Consider the following 24856-nt stretch of genomic DNA (forward strand, 5'->3'; position numbering starts at 1 on the left):
AAATGAAATATTTTCATTATATAGCAGAAGTTTATTAAAGTTTTCATTCATAGATTTTTGTTGAAAATGAAATTCATGAACTTACAAATTGTAAAATAATCAATATCCTTAATAATTCAAATTGTGAAGTTAAAAATTAATATTTTTAATTCATCAAAAAATTAGTTTAACGGCATACTAAATAAATTGAGATTTCTTTAATAACTTAATGTAACGAATTATAATTTATCACGTCTATTATAAAAAAAACTTATGAGTAAGTATATTTCTATTTTATTCTTTTTACTTTTTTCAATTTATTCTTTTAGTCAAAATCAATTAAAAATAATTGACAATAATATAAAAGCAAAATTGAAAAAATTCCCATCCGTTGGAATCGTAATCGGAATATATAAAGATTCAAAAACATATTATTTTACTTATGAAAATCAATTAGTAAGCACAAAAGCAAAAATGGACAGCACAACAATTTTTGAAATTGGTTCAGCTACTAAAACATTTACAGCATTATTATTAGCGCAAGAAATAGCAAAAGGAAATATCAAACAATTTGATTTTGTAGATAAATATCTTAACAAAAAACTCAAATTAAATTACAATATTAAAAACAAAATTTTCATCACAGATTTAGCAACACATCAATCTGGATTGCCAAATTTGAGTACTGATAAATATTTTTCTGATTTAATGGAAAAAGATTCACGTAATCCTTTTAGATTTGTTGATGAAAAATATTTATTTGATGTTTTAAAAACTACTGATTCTTTAAATAATTTTAGGCAATATCAATACAATAACTTTGCTTTTTCACTTTTAGGGAATATCATCGAGCATAATTCAAAATTAAAATTTGAAGATTTAATTAAAACTCAAATTTTAATTCCACTACAGATGAATTCTACATCATTTGAAAGATTTGAAAATAAAAACAATGCTGCATTGCATAATCAACAAGGTATTATCCAGATTCCAATGATCCTTAATAAAGCAAATGCTGCTGGAGGATTAAAATCTAATGCGGTTGATTTGATTAAATATTTAAAAGCTCATTTAAACAATAATTTAGCTATTATTCCGGCAAGTATTATTGAAAGAACTTATTACGAAGACACAAATAAAAAAATGGGATTAGGCTGGGAAATTGAAGATGATTTTTTTCAAAAAGACGGAGATACATTTGGTAATTCATCTTTAATTAGATATTCGCATAAAAATAACGTTGGTATAGTTATATTATCGAATCATCAAAATGGTCAATTAGTTCGAGATCTAATGACCGAAGTCTACGATGTAATAAAAAAATAAAAGTATTTTTTAAAATTATTACTAGAAAATGGACGTTTCTCATTTTTCATTTTGAACAAAGAAAATTAAATTTGTAAGTATTTTTTGATTTATTTTTCACTATATTTTGTAAAAACACAGATTTAATAAATAAGTATAGATATTTTGCATTAAAGAATAATAATCACATTCTTAAAATTAGGACTTATTTAAATTAAGATTTTAATCACGCTTACAACACACTAATAAACACAAATACGAATGGCAACATTTCCATCAGACATTGAAATTGCACAGAATGCAACAATGCTTAATATTAAAGAAATTGCGAAGAAAATTAACATTGACGAAGATGATTTAGAATTTTATGGCAAATACAAAGCTAAATTACCTTTAAAATTACACCAAGAACATCCAAAAGGAAAACTGATATTAGTTTCTGCCATGTCGCCAACTAAATATGGTGAAGGTAAAACTACAATGTCGATTGGCTTAACCGACGGATTGAATTACATTGGTAAAAAAGCAATTGCTGTTTTACGCGAACCATCATTAGGTCCCGTTTTTGGCTTAAAAGGTGGTGCGGCTGGCGGTGGATATGTTCAGGTTTTACCAATGGAAGATATCAATTTGCATTTTACAGGCGATTTTTCGGCGATTGAAAAGGCGAATAACTTGCTTTCTGCGGTGATCGATAACAATCTTCAAAACATCAAATTTTCTTTAAATCTAGATCCGAAATCAATTGCTTGGAAACGCGTGATTGATTTGAATGATCGTTCGTTACGCCAAATTATTATTGGAGCTGGAGCTAAAGCCAATGGCACAATGCGTGAAGATGGATTTAACATCACGGCGGCTTCTGAAGTAATGGCGATTTTATGTTTGGCAAAAGATTTAGAAGATTTGAAGTTCCGTTTGGGAAATATATTCGTTGGAAAAACTTTAGACGGTAAAGCTATTTTTGCTCGCGATTTGAAGGTAGTAGGAGCAATGGCTGCTTTATTGAAAGATGCTATTAAACCTAATTTAGTGCAAACAATTGATGGAAATCCGGCTATTTTGCATGGTGGACCATTTGCCAGTATTGCACAAGGAACTAATACGGCAATTGCTACAAAAATGGGCTTGTCATTAGGTGATTATGCGATTACAGAAGCAGGTTTTGGTGCCGATTTAGGTGCTGAAAAGTTCTTGCATATCAAATGTGAGCAATCGGGTTTAAAGCCTGATGGTGTTGTTTTGGTTGCAACAATCAGAGCAATAAAACACCACGCCGGTTTAACTGCAGAAGATTTCAAAACAGAAAGTGTTGAAGCGATAGAAAATGGTTTTTGTAACCTGGAGAAACATATTGAAAATATTCAGAAATTTGGGTTGAATCCTGTTGTTTGTATAAATGCGTTTCCGGATGATACACAAGCAGAATATGATAAATTAATTGAATTGTGTGCAACCAAAGGAGTAGTTGCAATTGTTAGCACTTCTTTTATTCACGGTGGAAAAGGTTCGGCAGATTTAGCAAAAGAAGTAGTAGCAGAAATTGAGAAAGGAACGGCTAATTACAAACCATTGTACCAACCTTCGGACAGTATTGAACATAAAATTAATACGATTGCTAAAGAAATTTATGGAGCAAATTCGGTTGAATTTTCAGCCAAATCTAAAACGCAATTGAAGATGATTAATGAATTGGGATTCAGTCATTTTTCGGTTTGTATGGTAAAGACGCCGGCAAGCTTTTCAGATAATGATAAATTAATTGGTCGTCCAACAAATTTTGATATTACAGTTCGTGAATTTGAAATTGCGAGTGGTGCCGGATTTATTGTGCCGCTTTTAGGCGATGTAATGCGAATGCCAGGTTTACCAGCGGTTCCAAATGCGGAACGCATTGATATTGATAACGATGGAGTGATTTCGGGATTGTCTTAAAAATTCTAATCAAAGATTCAATACCTAACATAACTAACCCTGATGGGAAAGGAAATAAAAAATGTCTCGATTGTTTTTTCGGGACATTTTTTATTGTAATGGACAGCAGGAATATGGTTTCCCGATAAAGCCCGAGCCATTCGTTTCAAAAGAAATTACTGTTTTCTTTTTCTCATTTTCATATTTAAAAATTCCGTAGCCAAAGAAAACGCAATAGCAAAATACAAATAGCCTTTTGGTACAGCACCCACTTGTTCGCCTACTAATTCAGCTCCAGATAAGTGCATACTTTCGGTAATTAGCATAAAACCAATTAAGATTAAAAATGCCAAACCTAAGATTTGAATCGATGGGTTTTCGTTTACGAAATTTCCGACAGGAACTGCGAATAACATCATTACACCGACCGAAATCACTACAGCGGTAATCATAATTGCTAATGCACCTTCAACGCCGTTTGTCATCCCAACAGCCGTTAGAATACTGTCTACGGAGAAAATAATATCAATTAATAAGATTTGACCAATTACACTTTTAAACGATTTAGAAGCCGCCATTTTAATATCATGACTTTCTTCTCCTTTGTGATCTACTTTTTCGTGAATTTCTTTGGTGCTTTTATAAATCAGAAATAAACCTCCTAATAATAAAATCATCGCTTGACCTGTAATATCGGCTTTAAACCATCCGAAATCAAAGCTAAACCAAGGTGCTTTCATTGCAATTAAAAAAGTAATTCCAAATAAAAGTCCGATTCGCATAAACATTGCTAAAAACAAACCAATTCTAGTGGCTCTTTTGCGTTCTGCTTCCGGTAATTTTCCGGTTACAATTGAAATAAAGATAATGTTGTCAATCCCTAAGATAATTTCTAAGAAAGTTAGGGTTAGTAAGGCTATCCAAGCATCAGGATTTAAGAATACTTCCATTCGGTTTTTTGTTTATCTTACTTATACGTGGATTAATCTATTTTTGTTACAGTGCCGCGTTGTTTTTTAGGATCACCCACAAAAGAATATTCAAAAGTATATGAATTACCTTTTGTAGTTAAAATTTTCATCTGTACTGGTTTTTTGTCTTCTCTGTTTTTTGGATGCGTATTTTTAATAATGTATTCGCAATCATTGATCCATCTTACTTTAAAAGTATCGACTTTTCCATCGTAAGTTTCTGTTTGAATGGTATCATTACGTTCAAAAGTACTAGTGTAATGTACACCGTCAATAATAGTTTCGGAAGTGAATTTTCCTGTTTTGAAATCAGTACAATTGCGTTCTTGATTGTAACAAGAAACTAACAAAAACATAGAAAATAGGGCAAAAATGGCTTTCATATTAAGAATTTTGGTTTTTATCTCCATCAAATAAACTTTTTGTAATTGTGGTTGCACCTTTGAATAATAAATACATTGCAAACAAAGCAATTATAATTCCCAATACTAAAATGTAAATATATAAAGGGTTTTCTTTATTGTTAAAAGAGCTATTGATTATTACGGGGCCAATGAATAATAAAGGCAAGCTTCCCGATAAATAACGGATTCCTTTTTGAAATATTTTTTTATCTGCTGCCATTAAAAATTAATTTGGATTCCAAAACCATTAGAATTATTAACCATATTCAACTCGAAATTACTTCCCAAAGTCTTGTTTTGTTCCTGTAAATTAGAATTATAAATATCGATACTTTCTTTAATCATTCTTTTTCTTCCTGAAATAATAGGTATAGAAACCGCAATTAATCCAACTCCAACATAAGTAATCGCTGTAGGATATTCTCTGTCCGATGTTAATCCCATTACTAAATCAGCAGCGGTTGTACCAATTCCTAAACCTAGTAGAAACCCTCCAAGTGATTCTTTGCTTTTCGCTTTTTTGAATAGGTGCTGCGCTTTTAAATCCGTCTTCATCAGTTCTTTCGTTTCGAAAGTTGATAATTGGGTGTCGCCTTGATAAATTTTACCTTTAGTGTATTCTAAACTTTGGGCAAAACTTAATGAAAATCCAAGTAGTGCGATGATTAATAGCAATTTTTTCATAATATGTTTTATTTATTGTTGTTGTAAAAATTAACTGCATTTCTAACACTTCCGTGGGAAGTTAATAGTTGATTGGCTTCCTCATAATTCACCGGAATTTCTTCCATAATCATTCGCGTACCTCGGTCTATTAATTTGGTATTGCTCAATTGCATATCGACCATCTTATTTCCTTTGACTTTTCCCAATTGAATCATTGTTGCCGTTGAAATCATATTTAAAACTAATTTCTGAGCTGTTCCGGCTTTCATTCTACTGCTTCCGGTTACAAATTCGGGCCCGACTACAACATCAATAGGGAATTTAGCTGTTTTGGAAAGCGGACTTTCGGCATTACAACTAACGCTTCCGGTTGAGATATTTCGTTTATTACATTCCTCTAAACCTCCAATAACATAAGGAGTTGTTCCTGAAGCTGCAATTCCAATTACGATATCATTTTCGGTAATATTCCATTCTTGTAAATCTTTCCATGCTTGTTGGTTATCGTCTTCTGCAAATTCTACGGCTTTTCTAATGGCAGTGTCACCTCCGGCAATTATTCCAATTACTAAATCAAAAGCGACACCAAAAGTAGGCGGACATTCAGAAGCATCGACAATTCCTAGTCGGCCTGAAGTTCCGGCTCCAATATAGAATAAGCGACCGCCTTGTTTCATTTTAGATACAATTTCAGTGACTAAAACTTCAATTTGAGGTAATGCTTTTTCAACCGCTAAAGGAACAGTTTTGTCTTCATTATTGATATTCGTCAATAAATCCGAAACCGACATTTTTTCTAAATTTTCGTGTTTCGAAGCTTGTTCCGTGGTTTTTGTAAAATCCATACTCTTATTTCAAAACGTGATGTGCTAAAACATTTTGCACGTCATACACATTCACAGCTTTATTGAATTGTTTCACAATACTAGGATTGGTTTCGCTTGAAACCCAAATTTTTAATTCAGCTTCAAGATCAAAAGTCCCTGCAGTTTCTACACTAAAACGAGAGATGCTTTTATAAATTATTGATTTATATTCCACTTTACTACCAGTAATTCCTTGTTTTTCAATTAGTATTAATCTTTTGTTTGTGAAAATAAAAGTATCGCGAATTAATTTGAAACCCAATTCAATTTCTTCACCTGTAATTAAAAGTTTGCCATAGTCTTTGACTAAAGTTTCCTGATTTACAGCTCCAGCATTTCCAAGTAGTGCAGAAAATAATCCCATATAAATTGTTTTTACAAGTTTTTCAAATTTACCTAAAAATCAGTTAAAAACGAAGCCTAAACTAATTATACTTTCTTTATCAGTAAATTTCTAATGCGAATGTCCCATTTCGATGACATAAGCCATTGCAAATCCTATAACAATCATTGTGATTTTTGCTAAGTTAAATTTATGACCTTCATTACTTTCGAAAATAATTGTAGAAGAAATATGGAATAAAATCCCGACTACAACCGCTGAAATTTCCTTAGAATAATGTTGGGCAAAATGCATTTTTTCCGCTAATAATGTACCAAGAGGTGTCATTAAAGCGAAAGAAAACATAAAAGCAAAAACCATAAATTTATTCATTTTTGCATTTACAAAAAACAAAGTTAGAATAATTGCAATAGGGAAGTGGTGAATGGCAATTCCGTAAGCCAAATTATGATTTTGGTGTATCGGGAAACCTTCTAGTAAGGCATGAATGCACAAACTAATAAACAATAACCAAGGAATCTGATGCAATTCATTGTGTTCGTCTGTATGCACGTGAACGTGACCGTGTTCGGCACCTTTAGAGAAAAACTCCAATAAGATTTGGAACAAAATCCCAAGCATTATAAAAACACCAACAGGTAAGGTTTTGTGTTCGTGACCGGCTTCATGTGCGTGATTGTGTCCGTCGTTAAATAATTCAGGAAGTAAATGCAAAACAGTCAACGATAATAGGAAAGCACCGCTGAAAGCCAGCAGTAATTTAATATTCTTTTTCTTTTGTGGTTTTAAAAATAAAGCGATTAAAAATCCGATGATAACCGCTGAAAAAGTAATGATGTATTCCATTATTTAAAAATCATAATTAAGCGTTCTGATTGAGTTTTGAAGAATTTACGCAATTTATAATCACCAAAAATATCCAACAGATAAATGCCCGCTTCTTCCATCATTTTTTCAAAATCTGCTAAGCGAAGTGCCTGAACACGTTCTGTATATTGGTGCTTTTTGCCTTTATCTTCAAACGAAATTTCCTTAAAAATATAGCCGTCTTTGTAAGTTCTTTTGATATGAAAATCAATACCGTCTACTGTTTTTATTTCTTCTGGAACTAAATTTTCGATTACATAATCGGCATTCATAAAGTCAATTACAGCAAAACCTGTTTCTGTTAAACTATTATGAATCGCTTTTAATGTTTTTAAATTATCTGCATCTTCATCAAAATAACCAAAACTTGTGAATAAATTGAAAATAGCGTCGTATTTTTCATCACAGTTTTCACGCATATCGTGCACTTTGAAATGCAGTTTGTCATTGGCAGCAGCCGAAGCTTCAGTAATGCTGTTTTCCGAAAGATCAATTCCGGTTACATCATAACCTAATGAGTTCAAATAAATCGCGTGACGGCCTTTTCCACAGGCTAAATCTAAGATTCTTGCTTCTTCCGGAAGGTTTAAATATTGCGTCAAATTGTCCATTAGCAATTGCGCTTCTTCATCGTTTCTTTCTTTGTATAAAATATGGTAATAATCGGTATCAAACCAAGATTCGAACCAATCGTTCGAATTGGAATTTGTAATTTCTGACATTAATTGGCTTTTAAGTTGAATGAACTTGCAAATTTAATGTATTTTTGCAAAAGAATGTCTTAATTATTGAAAATGCAATTCATTTTTGCACAAGACCTTGAAATTGAATAATGGAAAATTATAAAATGACTGCCAAAACCTTTTTTGGTTTTGAAGAAATGTTGGCTAAAGAATTAACTAATTTAGGAGCCCAGAGAGTCGAAATAGGAACGCGAGTAGTTAGTTTTTATGGCGATAAAGGATTTATGTATAAAGCGAATTTAGCGCTTCGCACAGCAATTAAAATCTTAAAACCAATTAAGACTTTTAAAGCAATAAATGATAAAGCTTTGTATGAGGGAATCAGAACGATTGATTGGTCTGATTACTTGACAGAACACAATACTTTTCTTGTGGAAACTACGATGCATTCTGAAAACTTCAACCACAGTCAGTTTGTGGCTTTGAAAACAAAAGATGCGATTGTAGACCAATTTAGAGATTTGAATGGAAAACGTCCAAGTATCGATAAGGATTTTCCAGATTTACAAATTCACGTACATATCGATAGAGATACGGTTACCGTTTCGTTAGATTCTTCGGGCGCTTCATTGCACCATAGAGGTTATAGAACGGCGACAAATATTGCACCTATTAATGAAGTTTTAGCAGCTGGAATGTTGATTTTATCAGGCTGGGACGGAACCACTCATTTTTTAGATCCAATGTGTGGAAGTGGAACAATATTAGCAGAAGCAGCGATGATCGCTTGTAATATTCCAGCAAATATCAACCGCAAGGAATTTGGGTTTGAAAAATGGAAAGATTGGGATGCTGAATTATTTGATGCGGTTTTAGAATCGTTATTGAAGAAAACGCGCGAATTCCATTATACTATTAAAGGATATGATAAAGCGCCAAGTGCGGTTGCAAAGGCGAAAGACAACATCAGAAACGCGAATTTAGAAGAATACATCACCATTACAAACGATAATTTCTTTGATTCGAAGAAAGAAACAGACGGGCCGCTACAGATGGTTTTTAATCCACCTTATGGCGAACGTTTAGAAATTGATTTGGAGCGTTTTTACAGAGAAATTGGCGATACTTTAAAACAGAGTTACCCGAATACTAATTCTTGGTTTATTACCGCTAATTTAGAAGCTTTAAAGTTCGTTGGTTTACGTCCAAGTAGAAAAATTAAACTTTTCAACGGTCAGTTAGAAACACGTTTTGTAAAATACGAAATGTATGAAGGTAGTAAAAAAGGAAAATATATGAATACTGAGGAGTAATCAGTATTTACTATTTAAGTCAACACGTTAACAAATGATAAAATGAGTAAAAAAGTAAAAGCATTTTTATATAACTTTTTAGGATTTAGTGTTTTTTATATCCCAACCTATTTCATAGTGATTAATTTTACTCACTTGCAAGGATATTGGATTGCTGGAACGGCTTTTATGATTTCATTGTTATTAGCGCCAAAGTTTCAGGCAATACGTACTACGGAAGGTGAAAAGATCTATATGAAGTGGCTTCTTACCAAAGGAGTGAAGGAAGTAAACTAGTTTTTTGCTTCTTTTTTGAAAATATTTTTTGACACTATCCATTGAATTTCAAAGTATTGTAAAAATCTTCAAAAAAAATAGTATTATTTGTCCTCAAAAGGTTTGTAGTAATAAAAAAAGATTCTATATTTGCACTCGCAATACGGAAATGATTGCAGTCTTATTGGAGAAATGGCAGAGCGGTCGAATGCGGCAGTCTTGAAAACTGTTGACTGTAACAGGTCCGGGGGTTCGAATCCCTCTTTCTCCGCGGAATTAAAACCCTAACAATTGTTTATCAATTAGTTAGGGTTTTTTGTTTTAATTTCAGTTCAAAATGAAATTAAAATTTATACTTGCGATGTGATTTTTCTTCTTCTGTTCTTTTGAAGTTTATACGGGATATGTATGGAGTATCTATGGAGTATCTATGGAGTTCACTGGTCAAATCCTTAAGAATTAAATATAAAAAAAATAAACAAGGTTATTTTGTTACTACTTTAATGGTTTGGTGTTTGATAAGTTAATCAAACACTTCGGTAATGATTGGAATGTAATGGCAGAAATACTAATCACTCGTCATGAGCAGTTTGTCGAAAAACAAATCTATAACGCACATCACTACAAATCTTTCAGCATCAGAAATGGAAATGTTATACAGTGAACAAGTCCGTTCCAGATTACTACAGATGTTCAATTTAATTGGATTTGACCAAGATTCTATTGATAAGAGATAAATTAACCATTCACGATTTCCAAAATTAAAATAAAACAAATGAGTAAATGTTCAATCTTATCACCTTCAACAATGAATCCAGAGACAAAAGATAATTCCTCATTTTGTCATAGTGAGCTTGCCGAAGTAACTCCTACGAAGAAGGCTAACTTTTAAGCGCAGCTTAAAAAAACAACCTGAAAACTTTAAACCTGAAGCAAAATACGAATCAAAATGAACAAAACTCTAAACTAAAGACAAATAAAAACCATCAGCAACTTCTGGAGATGGGTTGAAGATAACGAAACAAACATTTGCAATGCAGTGGCGTTAGGTATCAAAAATAAAGAAGTTATGAAATATCTACATAGAAACCTCAACTATGTTTCTAAAGTGATAGAGTGCATTCTGTTTTTTCAAAATGAAAAGGTAAAACTTTACTTAACGGCCTTAGTATGCAGAAAACTATTATCTAAATTAATAGCATTAGAGAATTCAATACCCAATTTAAAACAGATTAGTACTTCGGTATTTATCAAACCAATCATAAACAAAGAGCCCTGTCTAAACAAGCAAGATCACTATTATGTTTTTAATAATCTTAAGGTAATAATTAGTGCTCTGTACATACAACTTGATGATTGCAACACTAAAAATAAAAAAATTAGTATTACAGTTTTCCATCCTTATAAAGCAACTTTAGGGCTTTTTACTGTAATACATACCATAGTAATTTTAGTTATAGGTGAAATCGCATATAAAAAAAATATAAAACATATAATGTTTAAACCTATACCAAAAAAAACCAATGGTTTATTACAACTAATAGAAATTGATGAATTTATAAAATATTTATATGCTTCAATGGCTTACAAGAGGGAGAAACTACAAACTTTTTTAGGTCAAAATCATTAGACTAGTAAGTATCCCTGACATTGTACAAAAAAAAACAGGACTTCATCATACAGTCCTGTTTAGTAAAACCAGCACCCAATTAAGATGTTTTTTTCTCAAGTACTGTTGTTGTACTATAGTTGTATAGTGGAATTTCTTGTTCAGGTTCTTTATTCAAAATCGCTTTCACCTCATCTAAAAACTCAGCTTCCGGATGTGGAATTAATTGCATGGCTAACTCCAATACACTGGCTACATCAATAGTTGGGTTGTCCACAGTATCTGAAACAAAAGGCTCTTCACTAGCGATCGCAACACTACATAACTTCATCAAATCACTGATAGTACCAAACAAACAAACATAATTCGCAAAATTTACGCTTATCTGACAAACACCTTCCTTCTTAGGATGTGCTTTCAAACTACACAGAACCAATTCCGATTTCCTGCGCAATTCATCAATTTTATTTTCCATAATTTCAATTTATAAATTAATAATCCACAAAATTTTCAAGATTTCTCTAATTAGTGATCCAAAAAACTAAATTCACTAAAAACTAAAAATTAATCACTCCATCAATCCAACAGGCATAGTTGAAAAAATATTCTCCACAAGAAAATCAGCTGCTTCAACACCATTCAAATCAGGTTCCAAAACAGCAGCTCTCAACTGGTCCAACAAATCAGCTTCCTCGTACGGAATCAAATCAAGAATAATTCCTAACACACCGCTAATGTTTACTAGTGGTTGCGGAATATGGGCATTACTATAAGGCTCACCCTCTCCCATGGCAAGAATAGAAACTTTTACAAGGTCACCAATCAACTGCATTACATCTCCGTAACCGGAAAGATTAAGTTGTAATACATCGCGCTTTTTTGCAGTATTAGCAGCTGCAAGCAATACAAAATGTTGCTCCGCAAGTTCACGAAAAGCCGGAGACAAGGGTGGAATTTGATTTTTCATAAGTATATGTTTTAGTGGTTTATAATTAATAACGATTAAGCTCAATCATTGCCAAAGTTTCGGCTTCCTCCAAAAACAACTGGCAAGCAGCTAACAGCCAAACAAAATGCTGCTCATTGGCATTCAGCGCTATCCAATGATTAAGCATAGAAGGTGGCGCACATAGCATTTTATAGCGTTTTTGTGGAAGACTCGTTTCTAACTTAAACACCTGAGAAGGCAACGCCGTAAAAGAACCACACAAATCCAAAAGATAAACAAGACTAAGTGTAGTAGGAGTATAACCCAAAAACACACGGATCAAACCCAAAGCTACTTGATGTACAGCACTGTGTAGCAAAGCTATTTTACAAAGCTCAACGTCTGACTGCTCACTACCTGTAACAGCGTGCATATAAAATTGGGCCACCCTAATACATTTATGCCAATAAGCAACAGTAGCTTTGGCATCTCGGGTGCTAACAGTATGCAATAAATAGGGTGGAGCAGTGGTATCCAAACACAAACGCTGTCCATCACGAAGAACCTGATTATAAAACCATTGCTGGTCAACTTGCTTCGTTGCCAAATCCTTAACTTTATGCAACAATACAGTAGCAGTAATACTATTCCCAGAGGCTTCAGCAACGGATTGAGCTAGAGCAAAACCACCATTAGGAAGAACATGATTTGTAAATACCACCAAATAATAATGATGCCTAACGGTAGCATCTGCTAAAAGATCAGGAAATACATGCTGTTCCTTTTTAGCATAGTGTCGATAGCCAAAAACATAAACAGTACAAGGAGAAACTAATTGCTGCATCTGTTCCAAAACAAACTCAGTTTCAAGCGGCGGTAAAGTAAATGATTCCATAAGTCTTAATTTTAAGGCAATTTACTAAGCCTCAAACCCGTACCCTACCAATTCAAATAGTAACGTACCAAAAAACATTGGTATTTTACTAGCAGTTTGGCATACTTATTTTCCCAAATTGAATAGCTTGCGGTATCAAAATATTTATTATATTTGACTTATGAACACAGAAACGAAACCAAAACACATCGGGCGTAATATAAGCAGACTACGCGAACTACGCGGCATAAAACAAGAAGCTTTAGCAATGGCTATTGGAGTAAGCCAGCAGACCATTTCTAACATCGAAAACAGTGAAACGGTGGAAGAAGAAAAATTAGAATTGATTGCAAAAGAATTGGGTGTGACAGCCGAGGCAATTAAGAACTTTAGTGATGATGCAATATTTAATTATTTCAATACTTTTAACGATGTAGTCAATAATAGTAATTTTGGTAACTATAATACTTGCCATTTCAACTCACTAGACAAAGTAGTAGAATTATACGAACGCTTAGTGCAAGCAGAAAAAGAAAAAGTAGCCTACTTAGAAAAACTACTAAACAACAAATAATCCCTTAACTTTATTTTAGTTAGTAAAAAGCTTCTCATTAGAGAGGCTTTTTTTTATAAAAGCCTGTCTTGTCCTGAAATAGCGATACAAAAAAAGTATCCTTATGAAAGCACAAGAAGAACCACATAAATTAACTTTCGGGAGTAAACTCAACTTACTGCCAATACTGAACTAATAAAAGTTATGTTTTGTAGTAAAATAATCAGGTTTATCCTGATAAAACAGCTATAAAGCATAATTAAAGAATAAGCGACATAATATTTACAATTAGACGACTTCAATACCAGTACAAAAAAAATTAAACATTACAGTTTTCCACCCATACAACCAGGTAAATGGTCTTGATGAATCAATAGAGATAATGATTCTTTTAGTAATGGGCGAAGTAGCATTTAAAAAGCATCTGAAAAAGATAGAAATAAAACCAATCATTAAAAATACCAATAGTTTATTACAACTCATAGAAATTGATGAATTTATTAAGTATTTGTATAATTCAATGGCTTATAAGAAAACCAAATTATAATTGAATATTTATTAAACTTTTAAGGACAAAAACATCTTTAAAAGTTTTTTTACTTTAAAATGTGGTTAACCGTAAAAAGTATTTATTTAGTTTATTTATATTTTATAAAAAAGGGTAGTTTTATAGAAATGAAATGATAAGAATATATTTATACAATGATAGACTAGTTCAAAATTTGGATAGGTTTATTCTGTTAATTTTTTTAAATTTACAGGTTTGATTGATATTACAACGGTTAGTTGTAATTCAGATTATTTAAAATCATATCATGTTTACAACAAAACATCAAATAGTAAGATACAATAAGCTTGATAAATGCTTCCAAAACTTCGGAAGAGAATACAGTATTTTAGATCTTTTGGATGCTGTGAATGAAGCTATAATTGATTATGATCCGAACAGTTCTGGTGTTCAAATGAGAACATTAAGAAAAGACATTTCATTTATGCGCTCAGAAGCTGGATACAATGCACCTATTGATACAATTAAAGGTTCTACTGGTGTAAATTATTACAGATACACAGATAAAGGTTTTTCAATAAATAAGAGTCCATTAAATGAAACAGAAGCAGAACAGTTAAAAAAAGCTATATCCATTTTACAGCGTTTTGAAGGTAGTCCCGAATTTGAATGGGTTAATGAATTAGGACCATTGTTAAACGATAAGTTCAGTTTAAAAAGTCAAGATAAAAAAGTAATGTCGTTAGAATCCAATATTGATTATAAAGGTTATAATTACATTACACCTATTTTCAACGCGATTGTCAATAAAACAGTTCTTAAAATAAAATACGAACCCTTCAATAAGTCTGAATACGAAGTTACTTTTCACCCCTATTTTTTAAAACAATACAACAGTAGATGGTTTGTTTTTGGATACAATGAATACAATGATAATTCTCAATGGAATCTCGCATTAGATAGAATAAATGGAGATACTGATACAACAAATAATAAATATAAAGAAGACACTACAGATTGGGAAGAATTTTTTGATGATATCATTGGAGTTTCTAAAAATATAGAAAATAAAATAGAAGAAGTCAAATTAGTATTCCACAAAGAACAAGCTCCTTATATAGAGACCAAGCCATTGCACTGGTCGCAAAAAAACAAGTATCTTGATGACGGTTCATTGGAAATAAGAATAAAAGTGATGTTAAATTATGAACTTGAAATGCGAATCCTTTCCTTTGGTGAAAAGATAATAGTAATAGAACCAGTTGATTTAGTAAATAGGATTTTGAAGAGAATTAATCAACAAATTAATAATTATTAATTAACTATGCACTCATATTGCACACCAAGAGGGTAGTTTTGTCGAGTAGAATTAAAAAAGTATGATGAAAGATAGAGAAATCGATAATCAATATATTAATAATATTTCAAGTGAAATTTGGAGGTTATTCGAAAATCTTCGAGGCTCAGTTCCTATTGAAGATTACAATGTTATTCTACTGTTACTTTCTGGAATTAAAGATAATGTTTTAGATGCCTATTATGTAAATGATTCCTACAGCATTCATAATGCAGTAATTAAATCCTTTGCTCAAGACTTTAAATATTCTAAGGTTATAGAAATTTATGCTCCAATAATTAAATTCATCCCAGGTGAAAAATTAATTCAAGTAATTAATTCATTTCAGTATTTTGATAATTCAATTTTAAAAGAGCAATTTCAAGAAATTTTTGACACTTTAGTCTATAAATTATCGGAAGCTCAGGGAAAATATACTGGTGAATATATTCAACCATATGAAATAACTAGATTTATTATGAATCTAGCTAAAATAAAAGCGAACGACACTATTTATAATCCATTTGCTGGCTTGGCATCTTATGCTACTTTTTTAGATAATTCAAATCATTATTACGGTCAAGAAATAAACCATAAAACTTGGGCATTAGGTTATTTAAGATTGTTAGCTCATAATTTAAAAGACTTTGATTACAAATTAGAAGATTCACTAGAAAACTGGAATAGGTTTGGTGAATTTGATTTAATTGTAAGTACCCCTCCATTTAATCTAAGAGCAAATAATAGAAATTATGGCCGTGTTAATTTTTCTCTTGAAAGTGTAATTATTGAACATAGTCTTCATCAACTAAATTACAGTGGTGAATTAATATGTGTTTTTCCTGAATCCTTTTTGTACAAAAAAAATCGTAGCGATTTTCAATTAAAAAAACACTTAATTGAAAATAATTTAATCAATACAATTATTAGTCTTCCTAATAGTGTTTTTAAGCATACAGCTATTGGCACATGCGTTGTTATTGTAAATAAAAAGAAAGCTTATAAGAATAAAGTCCGTTTTATTGACGCAACTTCTTTTGTTAACAGTAAAACAAATAATAGAGATAAGCTATTTGATGATATAAATTTATTTCAACATATTGAAGACGGTAATAAAAAGTTTGTTCAACTTGTTGATAAAGAAACAATAATTGAAAATGACTATAATTTATTAGTTAGTAGGTATTTTATAGACGACAACTTTAAAGGTGTTCGTTTGCATGAAATATGTAGTTTTATTAGAGGATCAAGAAGTGAAAAAGACGAAATTGGGAAGTTAGTTAAAATTAGAAACTTAAAAGATAGCATTGTAAATTTTAATCTTGATATTGAGGAATTTGAAGACAAAGAAATTCCTAGTACTGGTATTAGTAAAATTCAACAAAGTTGTTTACTTGTTGCTTTGAGATGGCGTACCTTAAAACCAACCTACTTCGAATACAATGGTGAAGCCATCTACATTACAAATGATATCTTGGCATTTAAAATAGATAAAAAAATTGTAAATATAAATTACCTAATTAATGAGTTTAATGTAGATTATGTATTAAATCAATTAGAGGGGTTAAGATTGACTGGTATTATTCCAACTTTAAGAAAGGATGATTTTTTTCAAATAAAGGTCAAGCTTCCATCCATTGAAGAGCAAAAAAAGAAATATTATTCTTTTGCTGATAAATATATCAAATCCAAAGTTCAAGAATCTGAATTTGATTTTAATGAGAAAAAAATCAATGTAGAGGATGAAAATAGCTTTTTAAGACATCAAATCGCGGGTTCTTTAAAAAATATAAGAGGTGCTTTTGATTTTGTTAAAAGAATATTAGATGAACAAGTAAAACAACAAATTCCAGATTTAGACAATTTTAAAGCTGACGCAAGATTAGAAACAACGTTATCTAGTTATATAAATATCATTGATCGCGATTTAATTTCTGTCAATAAAGCTGTCAATAAAGCTGGGGATAAAATTGACCTATTAGATTTAAATATTGAATATTTTGATTTGCTTCTTTTTATCAAAGAATATGCTGAAAGTCTAAAAATAAGAGCGAAAAATTTATTTGCAGTAATACTTGATTTAGATGAAAATGCAATTATTGAATATGGTATTTCGGGTATTCAAATTCATGGAGACAAAGATATTATTAGAAAGATGTTTGATAATATCATTGAAAATGCTGAAAAACATGCTTTTACCAATAGTATTAACAGTGGTAATAAAATCAAAATAGAACTACAATATGATTTTGAAGATGACAATGTTCAAATCGATATTTCTAATACAGGAAATCCAATACCTGAGAGTTTAACTTATAATTCTATGATTAGAAAAGGGAGTTCTTCAGGTAAAAATTCAGGAGATGGTTTAGGCATCTGGTTTGTTAATGAAGTAATGAAAATTCATAAAGGAAAATTCGGTTATACAGACGAAACTGGTTCTGAAGGAATTGATGGGGAATATGTCACAACTATGGAATTAACTTTTCCATTAATACAAGCGCTATGAGAATATACAAAGTAATTTGGTTTGATGATGAACATGAAAAATTTCAACCAATAAAGGATCAAGCTATCCTACAAGATATTCAACTAATTGGTTATTCTAATTCAAAAGAAGGTGTCCCAGAATTAAGAGATCATTACAAAGATTATGACGCTGTAATTTTGGATGGACTATTTTTCAAAACTGCAGATCATCAGGGTACTGATATTGACGATTCAGCTTTTGGTGAAGTTGCAAAATTATTAAGTGAATTAAAAGCTCAAAACAAGATTTTACCTTGGTTTATCTATTCGGGACAACCTTCTTTCGTAAAAGACAGAAATAGTTTTGTGGAGTTATTTAAAGACGATTCCTTTGCAAAAGGTAAAGTCTTCGACAAAAACAAAGATGAAGATTTTAAAGAACTTTTAGCTGAAATAAAAAAAGCAGCTGACACTAATCCGGAACGTATTATTAAAATTAAAAATCCTGAAATTTTTTCCATTTTTGAAGAAGGTATTTTGCCCGTTGAGGTTGAAGAACAATTATTATCAATTTTCAAAAAACCATCTTACGATAATAGAGCAGAATTAAAAGCTATTCTAACAAATATAAGAAGCATTCAGGAAAGCATATTTATTAAATTAGAAGGTATCAGCGTTTTACAAGTTGGTTTATCTTTCAACCATAAAAATATACATCTTTCAGGAAATAAAAGTCATGCAAGCAAATGGATAGCGACATCCCCAGAGTATCAAACAACTGAAATTGAAAACTTGCAAAAATGGATTTATACCACCTGCGGAACATATATCCATCATTTGGATCAAGCCCACTATACAGGCCATGTAATTTCAAATTATGCAGTCCAATCCCTATTTTCGGGATTATTAGAATTACTATTGTGGTTCAAGAAAACTTACAAAGAAAATATTTAAATAAAAACAATAAACACCCCATGATAACAGGCGACCTTAAATCACAAATAGACGCAATATGGAGCACCTTCTGGACAGGAGGAGTTACAAACACCATAACAATCGTTGAACAACTTACGTACCTCATCTTTATTAAAAATTTAGATGAATCAGAAGTGCGAAATGAGTTAAAAGCACGTCACGGTTTCAAATACACACCTATTTTCAACCAAGAGCAACAACAGTTCCGTTGGAAAAACATAAAAGAACTAGATGTAAACGCACGTCATAACCTCTTTACCAATACCGTTGATGGAATCTTCCCATTCATTCGTTCATTAGGAAAAGAAACCAGTTTGTTCGCTACCCACATGAAAGGAGCCACATTTGGTATTTCTAAAGCTTCGGTGCTCGACCAAGTAATGGAGAAATTGGAAAATATCGACATGTCTAACCAAGATACTAAAGGTGATATTTACGAGTACCTATTGTCTAAATTAGAAGGCGGTGGAACAGCCGGACAATTCCGTACACCAAGACACATTATTAAATTAATGGTCGAGTTGATGCAACCTACTTTAGAAGATACCGTTTGCGATCCTTCAGTAGGAACTGCTGGGTTTTTAGTTGCGGCCAAAGAATACATCGACAAACACAACGATGTCACCAAACTAGACAGATACGAAAATCACATCAATAAAAAGATGTTCAACGGTTCAGAGTTCGATGCAACCATGTTGCGTATTGCTTCGATGAATTTGTACCTACATGGTGTAGAAGAACCAAATATTATAGATGTCGATGCCGTTTCTAAAGACAACACAATCTCTAATGCCTATACGCTAGTATTAGCAAATCCTCCGTTTAAAGGAACGATCGACAAAGAAAGTATTGCACCAGGACTAAAAAATGTTACCGATACCTCTAAAACCGAATTACTATTCTTAGCCTTAATGCTTCGTCAACTAAAAACCGGTGGTCGTGCGGCAGTAATTGTACCTGATGGTGTATTATTCGGAAGCGGAAAAGCGTACAAAAGTATTAGAGAAGAAATCATAGCCAATAACAAACTAGAAGCTGTAATCTCAATGCCAAGTGGAGTGTTTAAACCTTATGCCGGAGTAAGTACTGCCATAATCATCTTTACAAAAACAGGTACAGGTGGTACTGATAATGTTTGGTTTTACGACATGTTGGCCGATGGTAAATCATTAGACGACAAACGTAGTTTGTTAGTAGACGAAGATTTGTTCATGGACTTTGCCTTTGGTGATGCCTTTTCAAAAAGAAAAGAAATTATTAAAGATGCAGATGCAAGTATTCCAAAAAAAGGAGACAACGACAGTGAAGATGCGTTTGACTTTTTGCCTAATAAAAAAGAAAAACAAGATACCTTACACGCTAAGTTCAATTTACCACAAATTCTTGATCATTACCGTTATTTAAAAAGTGATTATTTCAAAAAAATGCACGGTAAAAAGGGCGAAGTATTACACGTACACGATGTGCCAGAAAATTTAGGATGGGATAAGTTTATGGACGGCACTTGTACCCACGATTACAGCGACAGAACCTCTCAAAGTTTCTTAGTTCCTTTCAAGGAAATTAAAGAAAACGATTGGGATTTATCTATAAACTCATACAAAGAAATAGTGTATGAAGAAGTAGTGTATGATGAACCAAAATTAATTTTAAAGCGTATAAATGAGCTAAGTTCTGAAAGAGAAAATTTAGCTAATCAATTAAAAAATATTGTCTAATGTTAAAGAAACATTTTTCTGAATTATTTGATTTTCAAAAGAAATCAAAAATAAAAGCTGGAGATGGATTAAAAATTAATGAAGGTAAATATCCGTTTTATACTTCAAGTAATATATTAACAAAATCAATAAATGAATATCAATTTGACAAACCTAGTTTAATATTCGGAACAGGTGGTTTAGCAAGTGTTCATCTATGTATAGAAAAATTTGCTGTTTCGACAGATTGTTTAGTTGCTCAAGCGAAAGATGAAAAAATAATTTTGCCAAGATATGTATATCATTATTTAGAAGGTAACATTTATATCTTGGAAGAAGGTTTTAAAGGAGCTGGTTTAAAACATATTTCAAAAGGTTATATTTCAAATATTCAAATCCCACTTCCACCACTAAAAACTCAAAAACGTATAGCACAAATTCTGGACGATGCAGCTGCTTTACGCAATAAAACCGAGCAACTTCTTAAAGAATATGATGCTTTAGCACAATCTATATTTTTAGATATGTTTGGTGATCCTGTAAAAAATCAAAAAGGATGGAAATCAAAAAAGTTAGGAGACATTTGCGATATAGGTTCTAGTAGACGAGTTTTTGTTGATGAACTTGTTGAAGAAGGAGTACCATTTTACAGAGGAAAGGAAGTAGGTGAATTAAGTACAAATAAATCTATAAAATCTGAGTTGTTTATTTCTAATGAACATTATGAGAATTTAAAAAAAGAAACAGGTGTTCCTAAAATAGGAGATTTATTAATGCCGTCAATTTGTCCTGATGGAAGAATTTTAAGAGTTCACAATAATAACCCTTTTTATTTTAAAGATGGCCGTGTATTATGGATAAAAATAGACAGTTTGAAAATTAATAGTTTCTATTTAAAAACATTTTTAAAAGAATTATTTTACACAAACTACAGTAAAATAGCATCAGGAACAACCTTTGCAGAATTAAAAATAGTTGCATTGAAGAAAATTAAGTTTCTTGAGCCTCCTCTAAGTTTACAAAATGAGTATGCTGAAAAAATTACTTTAATCGAAAAGCAAAAAGAATTGGCAAAACAAGAGCTCCAAGAAAGTCAAGATTTGTTCAATTGCTTGTTGCAAAAAGCGTTTAAAGGAGAATTAGTATAATTATGATAAGTGAAAAAGATAAAGTAAGAGCTAAAAAAATTTGTATTCATGAAGCGGGTCATTTAATTACAAGTAAATTATTTGGATTTAAAACCAATGGTATTTCTATTCTAATTAATCAAAGAATTGGACATTCGGGAGAAGCTACTATTATTTTGCCTGTGGCAAATATTACTAACAATAATGAATTAATAGGTTATTTAGAAAAGAGAATTCAAATTTTATATGCTGGTGTTATTGCAGAATTTACAGATTTGAATAAAAATTTTGATGACTCTAGTGCTTTAATAGATTGGAAAAATGGAGGTGGTATGGTTGATTATGCTAAAATCAGAGAGTTAACACATGTACTAAGAAATATTAAATATCCTAAAACTTCTGAAGAAAATAAACAACAACTAGAATTAGATAAATTAGACAAAGTGAATTTTGCTAATTCCGTGCAAATTGTATTTGAAAACATTAGAGAAATCCATAGAATAGGTAAATTATTATCAGACAAAGTATTACAATATGATATAACTTATAATTTAACCGAAGGCGAACTGTTATAAATATAATGTTATGAAAGATGTTTTTACAATTCAAGAAATAGCCAATTGGCAATTAGACACCGAAAACTCAAATGTTGAATTGCCTTCTATTCAACGAGGCTTTGTTTGGAAACCCAAGCAAGTAGAAGATTTATGGGATTCTCTTTTACGAGGTTATCCTATTGGTTCTTTTTTGTTTTCTAAAACAAGCAACAAGCTCCATTTAATGGATGGTCAACAAAGAGCAACATCAATCTTTTTAGGACATTTCAATCCTTATCATACAAACAATGCAACTAAGGCTTGGTCAATAAAAGGAGAATTACCCATTGTGTGGATAGATATAAAGCCATCAGTAAAACCAGCCACTAGTAAATATTTATTTCGTTTAACAACGCGTTCACATCCTTGGGGATATCAAGCAAATAACAATGATGCAAAGTTAACTGTATCAGAAAGAAGAAAAGCATTTGAACTATTCAAGCAAAATCCTGATAATACAGGTGGTTATACTTCTTTTAAAAACACCACAACCTTTCCGTTTGATGCTGCACATCCAATGCCTCTAGCTTTTTTATTGGAATCAAAAAATACGGATCAAGTGATAGAAATGGTAGAACAACATCTACCAGATTACTTTGCAACATTGAGAGGAACTTTTAAAGATAAAACGGAATTCATTTCTTTACTAAAATCAGAATTGAAACAGGAGTTACAAGATGTTTTTGATAATGTAAAACAACTTAACAAGTTACAAATCAAATCAAACATTATTGAGGATCGGGTTTTACAAGAAGAAAACGAAACCGAAAATCCAACCCTTTTTGTTAGAATAAATTCTTCAGGTACAACTTTAACAGGTGATGATTTAATCTATTCCATTTACAAAGCCATATTTCCAGAAGCTAAATCGTTAATGGAAGACATTGGGTTAGATTTTATTGCACCTACTCAAATACTTTCTTTAGCTTCTCGAATAGTAGCATCCGATTTGGATAACAATAATTTTATAAAGAAAATTAATGTCAGAGATTTTCAAAGAAGAATAAAAAAAGACGATTTTAAAGACGGTTTAAAAAACCTGTTTCTTAGCCAACAACTAAAAACCGTTTTCAAACAGGCAATTGAAATTTTATCTTGTAAGGACAATGATTTATTTGAAGGTGAAATGCCTCCAGTAATTATTAAACAGTTAATAAAAAGAAACCAAGAATTGTTTTTATTTTTTGTTTATTGGCTGCATCATAATAAAGTGGTCACTAACAATCAAATTAAATTGAAAATGGCAGCTAAACTATTTTCTTTTGCTTGGTTTGGTTTTGACAATTTACCTAAATTATGGAATGAAAAAATTACAAATACTACCTTTTGGGAAGAACCATTAAATGAATTAATCTGGTGGAATGATAGTGACGGAATCGAATTCTTGATGAAACCCAATTTGTTGAGACAATATTATCTACAAACGGAAGTAGAAAACAGGTTTATAAAAGAAGATAAAGATAGATGGGGACTTTTAGAAAGTGGAGTTGGTGAAAGAATAATTCAATATTACAATGATGTCAAATCACAAGAATATGATTTTCCTAAAGCAAATGAATTTTTCTGGAACTTTATAGGTAAAATTCAATTCAATAGACAACTCATTTTAGTAGCCCAAAGAGAATATATAAATGCCACTTTTGGCGATTACAACCAAATGGACGATATGGATGACACCAATGTTCCATGGGATTGGGATCATATTTATCCAAGCGAATGGGTTTATAGAAAGCAAGGATGCAACCAAAGCATTAAAGATTGGAATAATACAAACGGTAATTTCCGTGCAATATCATTAGAACAAAACAGAAGCGAAAGCAATACGGCTTCGCCTAAAGATAGGCTAACTTCAGAAGAAAATAGAGAAATTTCATTTGTGAAAAATGATTGGCAAAATTGGCAAAACATAGAACAAAGGATTTGGGGCGATAATGTAGAAAGCCATTTCAAAGCAATTAGTACTCGTATGATAAACATTTATGAGAAGTTTTGGAATGATTTTAAAATAGAGCAATTAATAAAATAAGATGAATTATAAAAAAGAACCATATCCAGAAAACGTATTGTCATTACTCAATAATGCTGAGGTATTGGCTACAGAAATAATTGAAAAATTAAATGCAGCTTCTTGTAAAAAAATAAACGAGCTCTACTATTTTGAGAGAGATAGAATTAAAAGAAACGAAGCTTTCTTTAATGCATTAGGATATTCACCAAACGCATACCTAAAAACAAAATCTAAAAAAATTATAAATAATGAATTTAAAGGATTGTATATTTTTGGTGATGAGTTTGACGGTAAAATAATTCCGGTTTATGTAGGGATTAGTCGTTCTGTTTTCCGAAGATTAAAGCAACATGCTTGGGGTAAAAAACATAATGAATGCAGCTTGGCATATTTAAAATCAAAAAATCAATTTGAAATAGAAGAAAAAGTAATATCTAGAGCAACAATTACAAACGAAGACATGCTACCTGCAAAAACTATAATTCAAAATTACAAAGTGGTTTTAGTAGAAGTACAAAATGACTATGATTTGTATTTCTTAGAAGTAGCTTTAGCAGGAATTTTCAGTACAAAATGGAATAGTTTCAAAACACATTAGTATATTAGCGTA

The 24856-nt window shown here is 31.4% G+C and carries 26 protein-coding genes and 1 tRNA gene; 16 read left to right on the forward strand and 11 right to left on the reverse strand.

What is annotated here, in order from left to right; translation table 11 throughout:
- The first annotated feature begins 252 nt into the window (after nucleotides 1–252).
- On the forward strand, nucleotides 253–1305 hold the full coding sequence (locus tag ACFSX9_RS01975; protein WP_379803724.1) for a serine hydrolase domain-containing protein: 1053 nt from the start codon (nucleotides 253–255) through the stop codon (nucleotides 1303–1305).
- A 240-nt stretch (nucleotides 1306–1545) separates the two neighbouring features.
- Nucleotides 1546–3219, forward strand: coding sequence for a formate--tetrahydrofolate ligase (locus ACFSX9_RS01980; protein ID WP_379803726.1), 1674 nt, complete (start codon nucleotides 1546–1548; stop codon nucleotides 3217–3219).
- Between the two features lie 155 nt (nucleotides 3220–3374).
- On the opposite strand, the gene ACFSX9_RS01985 is transcribed toward ACFSX9_RS01980, so the two are convergent.
- The 8 genes from ACFSX9_RS01985 to ACFSX9_RS02020 form a co-directional block, all read right to left on the reverse strand.
- On the reverse strand, nucleotides 3375–4148 hold the full coding sequence (locus ACFSX9_RS01985; protein ID WP_379803729.1) for a TerC family protein: 774 nt from the start codon (nucleotides 4146–4148) through the stop codon (nucleotides 3375–3377).
- 32 nt (nucleotides 4149–4180) lie between these two features.
- Complete coding sequence (locus ACFSX9_RS01990; protein WP_379803732.1) at nucleotides 4181–4552, reverse strand: DNA topoisomerase IV; 372 nt, start codon at nucleotides 4550–4552, stop codon at nucleotides 4181–4183.
- 1 nt (nucleotide 4553) lies between these two features.
- On the reverse strand, nucleotides 4554–4793 hold the full coding sequence (locus ACFSX9_RS01995) for a DUF6095 family protein (RefSeq protein ID WP_379803734.1): 240 nt from the start codon (nucleotides 4791–4793) through the stop codon (nucleotides 4554–4556).
- On the reverse strand, nucleotides 4793–5257 hold the full coding sequence (locus ACFSX9_RS02000) for a hypothetical protein (RefSeq protein ID WP_379803737.1): 465 nt from the start codon (nucleotides 5255–5257) through the stop codon (nucleotides 4793–4795). The genes ACFSX9_RS01995 and ACFSX9_RS02000 overlap by 1 nt, the downstream gene beginning before the upstream one ends.
- Before the next feature lie 8 nt (nucleotides 5258–5265).
- The gene (gene murQ, locus ACFSX9_RS02005) at nucleotides 5266–6084 is read right to left on the reverse strand and encodes an N-acetylmuramic acid 6-phosphate etherase (RefSeq protein ID WP_379803740.1); all 819 of its coding nucleotides are present in this window, start codon (nucleotides 6082–6084) and stop codon (nucleotides 5266–5268) included.
- A gap of 4 nt (nucleotides 6085–6088) precedes the next feature.
- Nucleotides 6089–6469 carry a PH domain-containing protein gene (locus tag ACFSX9_RS02010; protein ID WP_379803742.1) on the reverse strand — a complete coding sequence of 127 codons (381 nt, stop codon included), beginning with the start codon at nucleotides 6467–6469 and terminating at the stop codon, nucleotides 6089–6091.
- Between the two features lie 90 nt (nucleotides 6470–6559).
- A complete protein-coding gene (locus tag ACFSX9_RS02015; protein WP_379803744.1) occupies nucleotides 6560–7294 on the reverse strand; it encodes a ZIP family metal transporter in 735 nt (244 codons plus the stop codon).
- Nucleotides 7294–8037 (reverse strand): SAM-dependent methyltransferase, encoded by a 744-nt coding sequence (locus ACFSX9_RS02020; RefSeq protein WP_379803746.1) that lies wholly within the window; start codon nucleotides 8035–8037, stop codon nucleotides 7294–7296. Before ACFSX9_RS02020 ends, ACFSX9_RS02015 begins: the two co-directional genes overlap by 1 nt.
- 110 nt (nucleotides 8038–8147) lie before the next feature.
- Here ACFSX9_RS02020 and ACFSX9_RS02025 point away from each other — a divergent pair, with 110 nt between their 5' ends.
- From ACFSX9_RS02025 to ACFSX9_RS02040, 4 genes are all read left to right on the forward strand, one after another.
- Nucleotides 8148–9311 carry a THUMP domain-containing class I SAM-dependent RNA methyltransferase gene (locus ACFSX9_RS02025; RefSeq protein WP_379803748.1) on the forward strand — a complete coding sequence of 388 codons (1164 nt, stop codon included), beginning with the start codon at nucleotides 8148–8150 and terminating at the stop codon, nucleotides 9309–9311.
- Nucleotides 9312–9353: 42 nt separating this feature from the next.
- Complete coding sequence (locus ACFSX9_RS02030) at nucleotides 9354–9587, forward strand: hypothetical protein (RefSeq protein WP_379803751.1); 234 nt, start codon at nucleotides 9354–9356, stop codon at nucleotides 9585–9587.
- Between the two features lie 165 nt (nucleotides 9588–9752).
- Nucleotides 9753–9837 (forward strand) — tRNA-Ser (locus ACFSX9_RS02035).
- A gap of 798 nt (nucleotides 9838–10635) precedes the next feature.
- Nucleotides 10636–11196, forward strand: a complete 561-nt coding sequence (locus tag ACFSX9_RS02040) for a hypothetical protein (protein ID WP_379803753.1) — start codon at nucleotides 10636–10638, stop codon at nucleotides 11194–11196.
- Nucleotides 11197–11275: 79 nt separating this feature from the next.
- Here the strand turns inward: ACFSX9_RS02040 and ACFSX9_RS02045 are convergent, their stop codons facing one another.
- The 3 genes from ACFSX9_RS02045 to ACFSX9_RS02055 form a co-directional block, all read right to left on the reverse strand.
- Nucleotides 11276–11650, reverse strand: a complete 375-nt coding sequence (locus ACFSX9_RS02045) for a hypothetical protein (RefSeq protein WP_379803756.1) — start codon at nucleotides 11648–11650, stop codon at nucleotides 11276–11278.
- A gap of 93 nt (nucleotides 11651–11743) precedes the next feature.
- Nucleotides 11744–12142, reverse strand: a complete 399-nt coding sequence (locus ACFSX9_RS02050; RefSeq protein WP_379803758.1) for a hypothetical protein — start codon at nucleotides 12140–12142, stop codon at nucleotides 11744–11746.
- A 25-nt stretch (nucleotides 12143–12167) separates the two neighbouring features.
- Entirely contained in the window at nucleotides 12168–12998 is an 831-nt protein-coding gene (locus ACFSX9_RS02055; RefSeq protein ID WP_379803761.1) for a hypothetical protein, read from the reverse strand.
- Nucleotides 12999–13158: 160 nt separating this feature from the next.
- Between ACFSX9_RS02055 and ACFSX9_RS02060 the strand changes: the two genes are divergently transcribed.
- From ACFSX9_RS02060 to ACFSX9_RS02105, 10 genes are all read left to right on the forward strand, one after another.
- On the forward strand, nucleotides 13159–13551 hold the full coding sequence (locus tag ACFSX9_RS02060; protein WP_379803763.1) for a helix-turn-helix domain-containing protein: 393 nt from the start codon (nucleotides 13159–13161) through the stop codon (nucleotides 13549–13551).
- Between the two features lie 361 nt (nucleotides 13552–13912).
- Nucleotides 13913–14077 (forward strand): hypothetical protein, encoded by a 165-nt coding sequence (locus ACFSX9_RS02065; RefSeq protein ID WP_379803766.1) that lies wholly within the window; start codon nucleotides 13913–13915, stop codon nucleotides 14075–14077.
- A gap of 268 nt (nucleotides 14078–14345) precedes the next feature.
- Nucleotides 14346–15356 carry a helix-turn-helix transcriptional regulator gene (locus tag ACFSX9_RS02070; RefSeq protein WP_379803769.1) on the forward strand — a complete coding sequence of 337 codons (1011 nt, stop codon included), beginning with the start codon at nucleotides 14346–14348 and terminating at the stop codon, nucleotides 15354–15356.
- A 61-nt stretch (nucleotides 15357–15417) separates the two neighbouring features.
- Nucleotides 15418–17883: an N-6 DNA methylase gene (locus ACFSX9_RS02075; RefSeq protein ID WP_379803771.1), complete on the forward strand. Its 2466-nt coding sequence runs from the start codon at nucleotides 15418–15420 to the stop codon at nucleotides 17881–17883.
- Entirely contained in the window at nucleotides 17880–18797 is a 918-nt protein-coding gene (locus ACFSX9_RS02080) for a hypothetical protein (RefSeq protein WP_379803773.1), read from the forward strand. The genes ACFSX9_RS02075 and ACFSX9_RS02080 overlap by 4 nt, the downstream gene beginning before the upstream one ends.
- Before the next feature lie 20 nt (nucleotides 18798–18817).
- Nucleotides 18818–20536, forward strand: coding sequence for a type I restriction-modification system subunit M (locus ACFSX9_RS02085; protein WP_379803775.1), 1719 nt, complete (start codon nucleotides 18818–18820; stop codon nucleotides 20534–20536).
- The gene (locus ACFSX9_RS02090; RefSeq protein ID WP_379803778.1) at nucleotides 20536–21663 is read left to right on the forward strand and encodes a restriction endonuclease subunit S; all 1128 of its coding nucleotides are present in this window, start codon (nucleotides 20536–20538) and stop codon (nucleotides 21661–21663) included. Before ACFSX9_RS02085 ends, ACFSX9_RS02090 begins: the two co-directional genes overlap by 1 nt.
- A 2-nt stretch (nucleotides 21664–21665) precedes the next feature.
- A complete protein-coding gene (locus ACFSX9_RS02095; protein ID WP_379803780.1) occupies nucleotides 21666–22217 on the forward strand; it encodes a zinc metalloprotease in 552 nt (183 codons plus the stop codon).
- 10 nt (nucleotides 22218–22227) lie between these two features.
- Complete coding sequence (locus ACFSX9_RS02100; protein WP_379803782.1) at nucleotides 22228–24264, forward strand: DUF262 domain-containing protein; 2037 nt, start codon at nucleotides 22228–22230, stop codon at nucleotides 24262–24264.
- 1 nt (nucleotide 24265) lies between these two features.
- A complete protein-coding gene (locus ACFSX9_RS02105; RefSeq protein WP_379803784.1) occupies nucleotides 24266–24844 on the forward strand; it encodes a hypothetical protein in 579 nt (192 codons plus the stop codon).
- Nucleotides 24845–24856 lie beyond the last annotated feature (12 nt).

The organism is Flavobacterium ardleyense, assembly GCF_042686085.1.
Taxonomy (GTDB): domain Bacteria; phylum Bacteroidota; class Bacteroidia; order Flavobacteriales; family Flavobacteriaceae; genus Flavobacterium; species Flavobacterium ardleyense.

Coding starts and splice junctions, on each gene's coding strand:
- ACFSX9_RS02105 (WP_379803784.1), top strand. CDS start 24,266: ATGAATTATAAAAAAGAACCATATCCAGAAAACGTATTGTCATTACTC.
- ACFSX9_RS02100 (WP_379803782.1), top strand. CDS start 22,228: ATGAAAGATGTTTTTACAATTCAAGAAATAGCCAATTGGCAATTAGAC.
- ACFSX9_RS02020 (WP_379803746.1), bottom strand. CDS start 8,037: ATGTCAGAAATTACAAATTCCAATTCGAACGATTGGTTCGAATCTTGG.
- ACFSX9_RS02000 (WP_379803737.1), bottom strand. CDS start 5,257: ATGAAAAAATTGCTATTAATCATCGCACTACTTGGATTTTCATTAAGT.
- ACFSX9_RS02080 (WP_379803773.1), top strand. CDS start 17,880: ATGAGAATATACAAAGTAATTTGGTTTGATGATGAACATGAAAAATTT.
- ACFSX9_RS01990 (WP_379803732.1), bottom strand. CDS start 4,552: ATGAAAGCCATTTTTGCCCTATTTTCTATGTTTTTGTTAGTTTCTTGT.
- ACFSX9_RS02025 (WP_379803748.1), top strand. CDS start 8,148: ATGGAAAATTATAAAATGACTGCCAAAACCTTTTTTGGTTTTGAAGAA.
- ACFSX9_RS02090 (WP_379803778.1), top strand. CDS start 20,536: ATGTTAAAGAAACATTTTTCTGAATTATTTGATTTTCAAAAGAAATCA.
- ACFSX9_RS01995 (WP_379803734.1), bottom strand. CDS start 4,793: ATGGCAGCAGATAAAAAAATATTTCAAAAAGGAATCCGTTATTTATCG.
- ACFSX9_RS02040 (WP_379803753.1), top strand. CDS start 10,636: ATGAAATATCTACATAGAAACCTCAACTATGTTTCTAAAGTGATAGAG.
- ACFSX9_RS02030 (WP_379803751.1), top strand. CDS start 9,354: ATGAGTAAAAAAGTAAAAGCATTTTTATATAACTTTTTAGGATTTAGT.
- ACFSX9_RS02045 (WP_379803756.1), bottom strand. CDS start 11,650: ATGGAAAATAAAATTGATGAATTGCGCAGGAAATCGGAATTGGTTCTG.
- ACFSX9_RS02010 (WP_379803742.1), bottom strand. CDS start 6,469: ATGGGATTATTTTCTGCACTACTTGGAAATGCTGGAGCTGTAAATCAG.
- ACFSX9_RS02085 (WP_379803775.1), top strand. CDS start 18,818: ATGATAACAGGCGACCTTAAATCACAAATAGACGCAATATGGAGCACC.
- murQ (WP_379803740.1), bottom strand. CDS start 6,084: ATGGATTTTACAAAAACCACGGAACAAGCTTCGAAACACGAAAATTTA.
- ACFSX9_RS02095 (WP_379803780.1), top strand. CDS start 21,666: ATGATAAGTGAAAAAGATAAAGTAAGAGCTAAAAAAATTTGTATTCAT.
- ACFSX9_RS02065 (WP_379803766.1), top strand. CDS start 13,913: ATGATTCTTTTAGTAATGGGCGAAGTAGCATTTAAAAAGCATCTGAAA.
- ACFSX9_RS01985 (WP_379803729.1), bottom strand. CDS start 4,148: ATGGAAGTATTCTTAAATCCTGATGCTTGGATAGCCTTACTAACCCTA.
- ACFSX9_RS01980 (WP_379803726.1), top strand. CDS start 1,546: ATGGCAACATTTCCATCAGACATTGAAATTGCACAGAATGCAACAATG.
- ACFSX9_RS02075 (WP_379803771.1), top strand. CDS start 15,418: ATGATGAAAGATAGAGAAATCGATAATCAATATATTAATAATATTTCA.
- ACFSX9_RS02015 (WP_379803744.1), bottom strand. CDS start 7,294: ATGGAATACATCATTACTTTTTCAGCGGTTATCATCGGATTTTTAATC.
- ACFSX9_RS02055 (WP_379803761.1), bottom strand. CDS start 12,998: ATGGAATCATTTACTTTACCGCCGCTTGAAACTGAGTTTGTTTTGGAA.
- ACFSX9_RS01975 (WP_379803724.1), top strand. CDS start 253: ATGAGTAAGTATATTTCTATTTTATTCTTTTTACTTTTTTCAATTTAT.
- ACFSX9_RS02060 (WP_379803763.1), top strand. CDS start 13,159: ATGAACACAGAAACGAAACCAAAACACATCGGGCGTAATATAAGCAGA.
- ACFSX9_RS02050 (WP_379803758.1), bottom strand. CDS start 12,142: ATGAAAAATCAAATTCCACCCTTGTCTCCGGCTTTTCGTGAACTTGCG.
- ACFSX9_RS02070 (WP_379803769.1), top strand. CDS start 14,346: ATGTTTACAACAAAACATCAAATAGTAAGATACAATAAGCTTGATAAA.